General features: G+C 39.7%; 10 protein-coding genes. 7 read left to right on the top strand and 3 right to left on the bottom strand.

Annotated elements, in window-relative coordinates:
- Nucleotides 1-502 precede the first annotated feature (502 nt).
- Nucleotides 503-2,134 carry a methyl-accepting chemotaxis protein gene (locus tag EGC86_RS18470; protein ID WP_123778527.1) on the top strand — a complete coding sequence of 544 codons (1,632 nt, stop codon included), beginning with the start codon at nt 503-505 and terminating at the stop codon, nt 2,132-2,134.
- Nucleotides 2,135-2,296: 162 nt separating this feature from the next.
- On the opposite strand, the gene EGC86_RS20995 is transcribed toward EGC86_RS18470, so the two are convergent.
- Nucleotides 2,297-2,521 carry an anion permease gene (locus tag EGC86_RS20995; RefSeq protein WP_245423184.1) on the bottom strand — a complete coding sequence of 75 codons (225 nt, stop codon included), beginning with the start codon at nt 2,519-2,521 and terminating at the stop codon, nt 2,297-2,299.
- 135 nt (nt 2,522-2,656) lie between these two features.
- On the opposite strand from EGC86_RS20995, the gene EGC86_RS18460 reads away from it, so the two are divergent.
- Genes EGC86_RS18460 through EGC86_RS18450 form a run of 3 tightly spaced genes read left to right on the top strand, consistent with a single transcriptional unit; the run spans nt 2,657 to nt 4,689 of the window.
- Nucleotides 2,657-3,484, top strand: coding sequence for a YHYH protein (locus EGC86_RS18460; RefSeq protein WP_123778526.1), 828 nt, complete (start codon nt 2,657-2,659; stop codon nt 3,482-3,484).
- On the top strand, nt 3,471-4,055 hold the full coding sequence (locus tag EGC86_RS18455) for a toxin-antitoxin system YwqK family antitoxin (RefSeq protein WP_245423183.1): 585 nt from the start codon (nt 3,471-3,473) through the stop codon (nt 4,053-4,055). Before EGC86_RS18460 ends, EGC86_RS18455 begins: the two co-directional genes overlap by 14 nt.
- On the top strand, nt 4,030-4,689 hold the full coding sequence (locus EGC86_RS18450; protein ID WP_123778525.1) for an SCO family protein: 660 nt from the start codon (nt 4,030-4,032) through the stop codon (nt 4,687-4,689). The genes EGC86_RS18455 and EGC86_RS18450 overlap by 26 nt, the downstream gene beginning before the upstream one ends.
- Before the next feature lie 241 nt (nt 4,690-4,930).
- Here the strand turns inward: EGC86_RS18450 and EGC86_RS18445 are convergent, their stop codons facing one another.
- Nucleotides 4,931-6,802, bottom strand: a complete 1,872-nt coding sequence (locus EGC86_RS18445; protein WP_123778524.1) for a methyl-accepting chemotaxis protein — start codon at nt 6,800-6,802, stop codon at nt 4,931-4,933.
- A gap of 576 nt (nt 6,803-7,378) precedes the next feature.
- Nucleotides 7,379-8,290, bottom strand: coding sequence for a LysR substrate-binding domain-containing protein (locus tag EGC86_RS18440; protein ID WP_123778584.1), 912 nt, complete (start codon nt 8,288-8,290; stop codon nt 7,379-7,381).
- Between the two features lie 106 nt (nt 8,291-8,396).
- Between EGC86_RS18440 and EGC86_RS18435 the strand changes: the two genes are divergently transcribed.
- The 3 genes from EGC86_RS18435 to EGC86_RS18425 all read left to right on the top strand — a co-directional run bounded on the left by EGC86_RS18435 (nt 8,397) and on the right by EGC86_RS18425 (nt 11,615).
- Nucleotides 8,397-8,834 carry a CidA/LrgA family protein gene (locus EGC86_RS18435; protein WP_102036317.1) on the top strand — a complete coding sequence of 146 codons (438 nt, stop codon included), beginning with the start codon at nt 8,397-8,399 and terminating at the stop codon, nt 8,832-8,834.
- A gap of 35 nt (nt 8,835-8,869) precedes the next feature.
- The gene (locus EGC86_RS18430) at nt 8,870-9,559 is read left to right on the top strand and encodes an LrgB family protein (protein WP_102036316.1); all 690 of its coding nucleotides are present in this window, start codon (nt 8,870-8,872) and stop codon (nt 9,557-9,559) included.
- A 760-nt stretch (nt 9,560-10,319) separates the two neighbouring features.
- Entirely contained in the window at nt 10,320-11,615 is a 1,296-nt protein-coding gene (locus tag EGC86_RS18425; RefSeq protein WP_123778523.1) for a carbohydrate porin, read from the top strand.
- The last annotated feature ends 318 nt before the right edge of the window (nt 11,616-11,933 follow it).

The following is an 11,933-nucleotide window of genomic DNA, read 5'->3' as shown; positions in this document are numbered from 1 at the left end:
TTAATGTTGTAAGGATAATAGATTGAAAGGTTTGTAAGTACGAGTTGCTATTTTGACAACAGGTATTTCTATTTACGACATCTTGTTGGTTAATTTGAATCTTATGACTCTAAATGTATTGACAGAAATCTTTGATAAAAATTGATCTGCGGAGCATCGCTAAGCGTATTGAGTTTGCTGATTGCAGAATATTATTCTATCGCTATCGTGCTTTCTATACGTCCACTCTTTAGGTTAGGCCGTAAAAGAATTGCTGAAATTATTGAAACAACTATCCAGTCCTTACTGGTTATGATGTTCGGTAACTACTGTACATCAATTACACTATTACCATTATTGATTGACGTTGATTTTAATTACCACCTAAAATCAGAGTCTTAATTGCCGATAGCTGTTGTTTTTAGCGCTTGTTAATCATGTTTTTAATTTTATTGACTCAATCATACGCTTCAAATATCACCGAAAATTACCAATATACTTAATTACACAAAAGGTCTTAACAATGAGAATAATAAGTCGCCTTTACTTTGGCTTTGCAAGTTTACTGATCATTATGGTTGGTATTACTGTATTTGGTTTAGTTAAAATCAGTATTGCAGACAACAATTTAACTCAGTTGTCGGAGCAAACCGCTGTAGAGCAGCGCCAAGCAATTAATTTCAGAGGCAGTGTGCATGATCGCGCCATCTCAATTCGAGATGCTGTGTTAGTCAAAAATACTGCTGTTTCGCAACAACATCAGCATGACATTTCTCGTCTTAACGAGTTTTATCAAACTGCAGCACAAATCCTTAAGGGTATGTATGCCAACGTGCAGCATAGCAATGAAGAGTTAAGCTTACTACAAGCGATTAAAGACATTGAAGTGACTACGCTAGCGGCTACTGAAACCTTGTTACAGATGGTGAATTCAAGCCGTAATGATGCTGCAACAGAACACTTATTAGTGACCGTTTCCCCATTATATAGTGAGTGGCTAAAAAGAATTAATAAGCTTATTGATTATCAAGAAGCGCAGATTCAACTACAAGTCTCTGCAGCTCGTGAGCAAACAACTAGTTTTCAGTCGGTGATGCTAGTTGTAACGGCCATTGCACTATTTATTGGGTGTATGGTGGCGTTAACTTCTGTTAAGCGCTTAAAAAATATTATTGGCGGCGAACCAGAATATGCAGCCAGTGTGATTCAACAAATTGCTTCAGGTGATCTAACGGTTAAATTAACCGTTAATTCTTCTCAGAGTATATTAAGTGCGGTGCAGGATTTAACAATTAACCTGACCGACATAACCCAAAATTCAATGTTGGCCGCAAATAAGTTACTTGCGGCGTCTAAAGATTTATACCAAACGGCAAAGCAAAACGAACTTCTCATCAATAATCAAAAATTAGCGACCGATAATGGTGCTGCTGCGATCACCCAAATGTCGAGTACTGTTTCAGAAGTGGCAAGTCATACTAGTGAAGCAGCGCTACTTTCACAAACGGCCACAAATGAGTTTAATGTAGGTCAGATTGAAGTCACTAAAACACAGACAGATATTGATGCGTTAGCCGCTAAAGTAAGTGAAGCGGCACAGATCATTGATTTACTGTCACAAGACAGCAAATCAATTGGGTCTGTGTTGGATGTGATTCAAGGGATTGCAGAGCAAACTAATTTATTGGCCTTAAATGCGGCCATTGAAGCTGCACGTGCAGGTGAACAAGGCCGCGGTTTTGCTGTTGTTGCTGATGAAGTGCGTAATCTTGCTCAGCGCACACAAGAATCAACAAGACAAATTCAAGCTGTAATTGAAAGCATGCGCGCCAGCTCTGTTAAAGCCGTGACTGTTATGAACGAAGGTCAAGATCAAGCCAACAGCAGTGTTCAGCAAGCTAAAAATGCTGGTGAATCATTACAGGCTATAAATGTATCTGTAATTAAAATAAGTGATATGAATATCCAAATTGCCACAGCAGCAGAGCAGCAGTCTGTGGTGGCAGCGGATATAAATCAAAACTTTATTCAAATTACTCATTCAGCATTATTGGCTCAGCAAGAAGCCGGTAAAATTACCGCGGCTAGTTATCAACTTGAAGAGCTTGCTAAAAGCTTAGAGTTAAATGTAAAACAGTTTAAGACCGAAATATAGTTATTCGTTTTGTGAAAAGGTGACAGATTAACGCTGACAAATCACTCATGTTATTTGTCAGCGTTAATATAATCAATTTTGAGCTTAATTAACTTTCGGCTTAATCAATTTTTGGCTTTATCGATATGGCTTAAGCACAGGCTGATTTTATTTCTCCCAATCTTACCTGTAACCAAGTAATTTCCACCAAAGTCCGCCGACAACACCCCAAATAGTTAAGTTAACAACACTCATAATAAAGCCCATTACCCACAAGTCTTCCATTGATACGTAACCGGAGCTAAAGATAATCACTGAAATCATCAAATTGACACCAAGCTGTTTAACCACACCAGAAAACCAAGCGACTTCTCCAAGCTTATATATGAACGTTGCTGAAAACCACACCACGGTATCCCAAGCGGCTTTTTAACCTCATTAACATTCGTATATACAAAACTGCTGATTATTCATAATTTCTGCGTAGTTTCTGCACATTTCATTGTTAAGCTTTATCTTATATTTACACCTATGAGATATGACATGCATCCTTCAAATTTAAGTTCGCTTACTCTTGCCATCACCTTAGCATTAACCTTGGGGTTAACAGGCTGTGGCGGTTCTGAAGACAGCACCGATGTAGCCGATACAACCAGTTCAACCGATACTTCAACTGATACTGGCATCGATACGGGAACAGAAGATTTAGGCTGTGGCATTTTACATACTGCGTACTATGAGTTTGATGATAACAACGTCAATGTGGTGCTCAGCGGCACTAAAGTCGTTATTGAAACCAATGGTATGCCAAACCATACATCGCCTTATTGGTCTGCTAGTAATAAACTGCATGTTGAACCCACCGTGACGTCTTACACAAAAATGGCCCCCGGCTACATTGATGACTTTGTGGGGACTTACACGTTAACGGTAGATATCAGCCCATCTCAAGCGACATCAGCCTCTGCAACGGGTTTAGGGGCAATTGGTATTGCAGTGAGTGGGGCGGTTATTTATAACGATGAAGAAGGTCCTGGTATTCCACTTGACGGCGCTGCTGGCAGTCTTGATTTTAACGGGGCACATACAGGACCGCAAAGTTATCACTATCATTTAGAGCCTATCTCATTTTCTGAAGATGATTCCAATTTGATCGGTGTTATTGCAGACGGGTTTTTCTTGTATGGTCGTAAGTGTAACTCTACAGGCACTTACCCAACTGATTTAGACGCATCAGGCGGTCACACATCTATTACTCAGTTTGCTCAAGATGCTGAATACCATTATCACATTCAAAATGAGCTTTATTTAGGATCATATTACATCTTGTTCCCAGGCGATTACCAAGGAACAGCAAGTGCAATTCGCTAAATATGGGGCAATGTTATTTGTCGTCTTTTTAGGCGGATTACTGATGTATGTGCAGCTATTTGCTGCACCAAGCGGACCGGTTTTGAGTCAGCATATTAGTATCTCGCGCACAACGGGTTTGAGATTATACCAAAAAGAGTCTTTTACCGGCGATGCGGTTACTTATTATCCTAATGGGAAAATGGCGAAATTAGCGCACTTTGAACAAGGATTACGAGACGGTTTTCTAAAACAATGGTTTGACAATGGCACCCTTGCGTTTGACTCCAATTATCGTGCTGGTGTGCTTGAGGGCACAACCAGAAGCTGGTGGAGTAATGGCAATATGCGATCAGAGTCTGTTTACCTGCAAGGTAAAGTGAACGGTGTATCCCTGCAGTGGTATGCAACGGGTGAATTGTTTAAAAAGATGAATTACGAAAATGGACTCGAAGTTGGGCTGCAGCAAGCATGGCGTCGCAACGGTAAGCTTTATAGTAATTATCAATATATTAACGGCCGAGTATTTGGCCTTAAACGTGCAAATATGTGTGTAGGATTAGAAGATGAAAATGTTATTGAATCTGATTAGAGTATTCGCAGTGGTGTTTATTATACCTGCAATGGCAGTACCGCATGGTGAGCAAGAACTGGCTGAACTACCTTATTATGGCAGTGCTGAATTTACCCCACATTGGTTTAAATCTGATAGCCCAGAGCTTGCTGATTTTCATCAAGTTCCAGAATTTAACTTTACCGATCAACAGGGCGAGTCAGTGACTCTGGATACGGTAAAAGATAAAATTTATGTGGCGAGTTTTTTCTTTACCAGTTGTCCAGGCATTTGCCCGCGCATGCGTTCACAATTGTCTAAAGTGCAAAGTAAGTTTTTGAACGATGACGATGTCATTATCATTTCTCACTCTATACAACCCGGTAACGATACGGTTAAAGTGCTAAAGCAATATGCACAGAAGAATGGTATTGAAGCCCAAAAGTGGCATTTAGTGACTGGCGAGCGAGATCAGATTTATGCATTAGCGCGCAATGCTTATTTTGCGAATGAAGACTTAGGTGAGTTTGTGAGTAATGAAGATTTTTTACATACCGAAAACTTAGTGTTAGTCGATAAAAACAGGCATATTCGCGGTATTTATAATGGCCTAAATAATACCTCTGTGACCAATTTAATTACTGATATGAAGTTACTCATGAGTACTCAGTAATGTAATACCATATCACTATCTGCTAAGTATGTGCAGCACATGCTTAGCAGATAGTGATGTATTGCTTAATAGCTTTTCTCTTTGTATGACTTATTGCTTTCATTATTGTTATGTTGATGTTTACCGTAAACTTTTAGGGTAAAAACTTACGCGTTTTTACCTCCAAAGATTTAAATTGTTAACATCAACTGAGCAGGTATTTCTACCTACCAATAAGCCTTCAATAAACCAATAGTGCTGCTTACAAAATGAAAGTAGCGACTTTATCACTCAGATCGGTTGCACGGCCTTTGAGCATTTTTGCTTGGTCTAAATGAGTCATTGCAGATGAGGTTATCTCATCGGTGACATCTTTAATCGCGACAGTATTTTTAGTGATTTCGTTAGTGACTTGCGTTTGTTCTTCTGCTGCTATGGCTATTTGTCCCGCCATATCCGAAATCACATTTACTGCTTGAGTGATCTCTTCTAGAGCTTGTGCTGCAGCGTTAACATCATCAACACTATTATTCGCTAACGCTTTACTGCTATCCATCAAGCTAACGGCTTGTTTCGTCGTATTTTGCAACGTCTCAATGGTGGTGTAAATCTCAGCAGTAGAGTCTTGTGTTCGGCGCGATAGCACTCGAACTTCATCTGCAACTACGGCAAAGCCACGACCTTGCTCGCCAGCACGTGCTGCCTCAATGGCCGCATTTAATGCCAATAAATTAGTTTGTTCTGCAATTCCCTGAATAGTAGTAAGAATGCTAGAAATAGCTTGTGCATGTCGACTTAACTCGCCAATCACTGTGGTTGTTTCATCGATCTCTGATGCCAATGAATTAATGGTTGTACGAGTTTTATCAACCAACCCTTTCCCTTGGCTACTGCTTTGGGCTGATTGTTGCGCTGCCGCAGCGGTACTTTCAGCATTGGCTGCAATTTCATGGGTCGCGCTCGACATTTCAGTGACGGCAGTGGCCACCATTGCCACTTCCTGTTGCTGGCGTTGTAACTCTTCAACTGTTGTTTGATTGGTAAGCAAACTATGCTCTGCATCGACATCTAGTTCGGTCGCCAGTTGACGTATATGACTGATCAGCTGATGTTGGCTACTCACAAAACGGTTAAAACTGTTTGCTAACATGCCTACTTCGTCTTGACTGTCGACTGTAATACGTTGAGTTAAATCACCATTGCCGTCTGCTATGCGTGATAGGGCTTGTGATACTCGGCTTAATGGCCCAAGTAAAAGACTTAACAGCCATGAAATAGATAACACACTGATAATCAATACTAATAATGCTAATCCTAATTGAGTTAGCATTAAATTAGTCAGTGGAGCCTCTAATGTTTGCTTATCTAGTATAAAAACGAGTTGCCAATCTGTGTTTGGAATTTCTTCGCTCCATAACAGTTTGTCTCTGCCTTCAGTATCAAAATAGACTGGCGTCAATTGCTCTGTCTGGCGACTCAATTGAATCTTTTGGCTGTTTAATTGAGCGTCAATGTCGGTAATTTTGCCCATTAACTTGCGTGAGTCTTTGTAAGCAATGACTGTACCGTCTTTATGCATCATGATGGCATAACCGTTAGCCGGTAGTGACATATCGTTGATACTATCGACTAAACTGCTAATTGATACATCGCCACCGACGACACCATTACGAGTCGGTTGTGCCATCGTCACCACTAATATATTAAAAGCGACATCAAGATAAGGTTTGGTAAGAATTGCTCTACGAGCTTGCTGCGCTTGATGGTACCAAGGACGAGTTCTTGGATCGTAATTGGTACGGTCAATACTTGGATCTGAGTCGACCATTGCGCCATTACTGTTACCGAAATAGGTCAGCTGAAAATCTCCGGAGATTTGTGCTTGCTGCAATGCATTTAGCGTATCGCCTTCGACTTTAGTGGCTACAGAGGTGATAACTCGCTGTCGATCCGCTAACCATCCTTCAATTCGCAACGCTTGCTGCTTACCAAGTTGACTTACTTGATAGACACTACTTTTTAATAGTAAGTTTTTTTGGCTGGAATAGCTTTGCCACGATAAAAGTATAATGACAACCGTGAGAGCGAGTACAACCGATAATAATATCTTTTTCTTTAGTGAATATGAATTCATATGGAGTGCTACTACTGCTATTTTGTTGAATGGGAATACGTATATAAATACAACTACTTTCAGCTGAACTTAGAGTATGAGTGAGGATAGAAAGAGCACCTCAATATGTGATTATTTTCTCATACATCATAAAAAAACAAAATGATAATCAAAGTTTTACGCAGTGTAGTCACTGTGACGATATCGGTTTGTTATATTAATTGATTAAGAATGTTTACTAATGATTAAGTTATTATTCAATGTAATTAAGTGTGTGTAAAAATTAACAGTAGTGATGCTTTTTGTTTTTAAAGTGTTTGGGTTTGGTTTTTATTGTAAAGCCTAATTAAGGTGTACATATTTAATGAAAGGCAAAATGAAATGACACAATGATTTTTTACACTTCAATATTGATTACATCGTTATGTTTACCAAACTAGAACCGATTTATTATTAAATTCACTCACAGCGATATTTTTGGATTATTAGTTCTCATCAACGTATTATCGCAACGGTTATTTAGCGATTTTACTGTATTAGATTAAAAATGATTTGTTTGGTTTTAGTGGCTAATGCAACTTAAACCGTAATGCTGGTTTATTCGTTTCGAGGTTTGTTTTCTAGCTGACTTAAATGCTGCTTAATAAGCTTTATCATTGCTTGAGCCGCAAATGATAAATGTTTCTGTTTACGCCAAAACAATGATAACTCCCAGCGTAAATCTTCACTGGCTAAGGGAATATTAACAACCGCTTCGACCCGGTATCGTTCAGCAATAATTTTGGGCAATATCATTACTCCAGACCCTGCCGCTACCAGTGCAATACCAAAGTCAGCATGACTGACTCGAGTAATATTTTTGGGTTTAAATCCCGCTTTGGCACAAGCTTCAAGCACTAGCTCATATAAGGCGTATTCTGGTTCAAACATCACTTGTGCTAGTTGATCAAGCTCACTTAACTGTAACGTTTCTTTACACGCGAGCTTATGCCCTGCGGGCAATACAACCACCATTGACTCATTGCGAATGCGAATACCACAAAACTCATCATCGAAATCAATAATCCCTGTCGCTAGTTCTATTTCATCTTTGTGTAAGGCAGCCGTTTGCTCTATACCGCCGCGCACCAATAATTGCAGCTCAATACTAGGATATTGTTGTCTAAATTGAGCTATCACAGGAGCAAATAACTCTGCACTGCCTAATGGGGCTAACCCCAATTTTAGTGAGCCACCACTTAAATTTCGTAAACTGTCGAGTTCAGCCATCATAAGTTGACGGCCTTCCATTAACTTTGATGCATGGTGATAAACCACTTTCCCAGCTTCAGTTAGCCTGATTTGCGAGCCACGCTTTCCGCGTTCTAGCAATATCATATCAAGCTCGTCTTCCAGCAAGCGTATCGCTTTTGATAGCGCTGGTTGAGTCACAAATGCCGAATGACAAGCTTTGGCGAAGCCGCCAGCATTAACAACCTCAGTGAAATAGTGCAGTGCTTTAAGATCCAATGTCATAACCAAAAGTGATGTAATCAATCATTAATATTCATTTTTTTTATCAATTAAGCAAGGGTAAACTGCGCATATCAACTAAATAACCATTGCGTGAAACTAAATGTTATCTCTATTCACTGGTCATAGTGCCTTTTTAAAGTGCAAAACAACCTTAATCATCCAAGTCAGCGGCCTATGTTTCTTTGCTTGGTTGTGTCAATGGGTTGCTTATTCTGTTCATTCGATTATTCCAGGAAGCGTGATTGGCCTCGGCGTATTGTTGATATTATTGTCTTGCCGATGGATCCCTGAGAAAGTCGTCAAACAAGGTTCGAGCTGGTTAATTGGCGATTTACTATTATTTTTTATTCCTCCAGTTGTTGCCATTACAAAATATGAGTCATTGCTAGAAAGTTATGGTGCAGAGTTGATTGTTTGCATGTTATTGGCCAGTGCCAGCGTGTTAGTTGGAACCGCTTTTATCGTTGATAAGTTATTTAAATTTGAACGTAAACAACGCCTAAACAGCATTTCGTTGCAGCGTTCACTGCTTAAATAAAAACGCCTTAACATTAGATAAAATGGATACACCAAATGAATGGTTCACTATTAGGCATTTTCTGTTTATTACTTACCTTGGCAGGATATTACATCAGCAAGCGGCTTTATTTACGCCAACAACGTATTTGGTTTGCCCCTATTATCTTGGCGCCAACTATCATTTTGTCGACTGTGGTTATATTTCAAATTCCATTAGTCGACTACTTTCAGTTTACTCATTGGCTACCTGCTTTGCTCGCCCCAGCCACTATTGCATTTGCGGTACCCATTTATCGAGAACGGGCACTCATTAAACGTTATCCGTTAACCATAAGTGTTGGCGTATTATCTGGATTATGTTTGGGTGTTGGATCTTCATGGTTGATTATCCATTTCACCAATATGCCGTCAGAGCTGTCTCACAGTTTAATTGTTAGATCGGTATCAACCCCGTTTGCTATTGAAGCAACAGGTGCATTTGGCGGCATACCTGAATTAACCGCAATGTTGGTATTGGTAACAGGTATTATGGGAATGTTGATTTGTGAGCCCCTTTTTAAAGCCGCCAACATAAAAAGCAGTTTAGCGAGGGGGATTTCTCTCGGTGCGTCGGCACACGGTGCTGGAGCAGCTAAAGCAAATCAAATGGGGCGGGAGGAAGGTGTTATTGCTAGCTTAACCATGATTTTTACTGGTATTGCCATGGTTATCACTGCGCCTTTATTTGCGTTACTGTTTAATTAATCTCATATCTGCTTCGACAAATTTTTACGCGATAAAGACTCTACCTTTCGATACAAATGTAGAGTCTTTGTTCACTCGTTACAGTGCTGGAGTGCAATTTTATGTACATTATGGCGCAATGTTGATGTTATTAGCATCTTCAAAAACGAATCAAATCGCTAGATGAACCTACTCAGATGGTTGCTTTTATTACCTATGCTGGTGAGTTAATCGCTCATGTTAATCAGTCGATATCGTCCGCAATAAGAACACTAAAACCCACACTTTGGCATGATGATATGGCCTCAGATGTAAGGTTGCGCATTATTATTTGTAAGTGGTACTCCTAACCGCAAACTCGCTATTACTCCATCGCTCCATCGCTCCATCTTATTACTTATTAGTCCGTGTTCATATTGGACTATATCGTCTTACTAGCACCTGTCACTCCTGCCAAGTGAGTTTTCTGCCAACGCATCCATTGTCGGCAATCCTGTACATCTATGTGCTCCCACTAGAATCTATATTGCGTTAGAAACACTGTTTGTTATGCAAACTAAAAGCCAACTAAATTCAAGCATGTCTGAAAGAACAGTGGCAATTTTCAACATGAGACCACGCGCTCATATTCAACACATTCAGATTGGCGTGTAAATTTATTACTGTATTCTCGTTTTGTAATTACTATTTTTTTAAACAAAATAACGATTTTGCTATATCAAATAGTGCATTTATTTTTGACGATGCATTGCGCTTTCCAATTGACTAAAAGAAGTATTCAATGAAAAGTATAAATTCTCTCACAACAGCCTCAGTGTTGTTACTTATTTGCAGTAGTTCAGTACAAGCCGACAATTTCTCCGCGGATAACTATTTGTTCGGTGATATTGGTGGTATTCGTAGCCAGATTCATAATGCCGGTATCGACGTTAGCTTAGGTTATACCTTTGAAACCGGAGGTAACTTAACAGGTGGACAACATCATGCCACTAGTTATGCCGATCAAACCGTTCTTGGTGTTAACTTCGATCTTGAAAAATTATTAGACTTGTCCGATGCCAACTTCCACTTTGCACTGACCAATAGAGGTGGGCAAAGCCAGAATATTAATGATAAAGCTGAAATCGGCCAGTTAATGCAATCGATAGAAGTGTTTGGCCGCGGTAGGGTGACCCGTATTTCTGAGTTTTATTATGAGCAAAAACTGCTTAGTGACGACCTCAATATTAAGTTAGGCCGTATGAATGTTGGTGCTGAATTTGGCGCTTTCCAATGCGAATTTGCTTATCTTGGATTCTGTGGTTCCCAATTCGGTAATGTTAATTCTACGGTTTACAACTGGCCTATTAGCCAATGGGCGGGTGTTGTCAAGTATCAGCTAGCGCCAGAATGGTATGTAAAGACCGGGGTTTACCAAATGAACCCAAGCTGGCTTAAAAATAGTCAGAATCTTAATTTAGGCAGTCCTCATGGCACTCTGGGAATGACGATTCCTGTAGAGCTTGCTTGGATGCCTAACCTCAATGAATTACCCGGTACTTATAAACTGGGTTATTGGCATGATACCGTTGGCGGTGATGATCTTTACTACAATCAAGATGGTAACCCCTTGATTATTGATGGTGGTAAAGCACGTCATCATGACAGTAAAGATGGCGCTTATTTTGTTGCAGAGCAACAGGTTACTGCTGTAGATGGTGATTCTTCCCGCGGTGTTAGTGTGTTCCTTATGGGGACGTTAAACGATCAAGATATCACTAGTGTTGATAAATCATTGGCATTAGGCGTGAGCTATCAAGGTCCATTTGCTGCTCGTCCGACAGATAAATGGGGCTTAGCCGCTAAATACCTGCATGTGAATGATAGCTTGGCTGATAGCGCCCAACTTTATAATGACAATAATGCTCTTTATATGCCTATTCAGGAAACAGAGACGGTCATTGCTAGCTATTACAAATTTCAAGTGACTAAGTATTCTGCTATTCGTCCTGAAATTCAGTACATACATAATCCAGGTGGTATCAGCGAGAATAATGATGCATGGGTTGTCACTCTCAAAGGCGATATTGCATTTTAACTAAAGCTGAAATACAACATGCACTCTAAAATAACTTAAATTAACGCTAATATAAGTAGACAGTTTTATTACATGTTTTAGATTCGATTATAGGTGAATAAACGTCAGGCTAAATACAGAGGAAACTTTTTTCAATCTGTACTGGTGATTGTTAACTTTTTGGGATATTGGTAACAATTAAGTAATTTTGTTACCAATATCATATCTTGAAGATCTGGTTGGGACATCACATCTTACCTTTGGTAAGTTAGTGCCAGATCACTAAGGTATTCACCTAAAGGGTATCGTTGTCCCTACGCATTAAGGAGTGGTAATCGT

It is taken from the genome of Shewanella frigidimarina, from assembly GCF_003797125.1.
Taxonomy (GTDB): domain Bacteria; phylum Pseudomonadota; class Gammaproteobacteria; order Enterobacterales; family Shewanellaceae; genus Shewanella; species Shewanella frigidimarina.
The sequence above is the reverse complement of the archived record's forward strand: the minus strand, read 5'-3'. Positions and strand labels throughout refer to the sequence as shown.

What these genes read in the sequence shown, in the direction of transcription:
- EGC86_RS18470 (WP_123778527.1), top strand. Translation starts at nt 503, where the DNA reads ATGAGAATAATAAGTCGCCTTTACTTTGGCTTTGCAAGTTTACTGATC.
- EGC86_RS18460 (WP_123778526.1), top strand. Translation starts at nt 2,657, where the DNA reads ATGCATCCTTCAAATTTAAGTTCGCTTACTCTTGCCATCACCTTAGCA.
- EGC86_RS18450 (WP_123778525.1), top strand. Translation starts at nt 4,030, where the DNA reads ATGAAAATGTTATTGAATCTGATTAGAGTATTCGCAGTGGTGTTTATT.
- EGC86_RS18445 (WP_123778524.1), bottom strand. Translation starts at nt 6,802, where the DNA reads ATGAATTCATATTCACTAAAGAAAAAGATATTATTATCGGTTGTACTC.
- EGC86_RS18435 (WP_102036317.1), top strand. Translation starts at nt 8,397, where the DNA reads ATGTTATCTCTATTCACTGGTCATAGTGCCTTTTTAAAGTGCAAAACA.
- EGC86_RS18430 (WP_102036316.1), top strand. Translation starts at nt 8,870, where the DNA reads ATGAATGGTTCACTATTAGGCATTTTCTGTTTATTACTTACCTTGGCA.
- EGC86_RS18425 (WP_123778523.1), top strand. Translation starts at nt 10,320, where the DNA reads ATGAAAAGTATAAATTCTCTCACAACAGCCTCAGTGTTGTTACTTATT.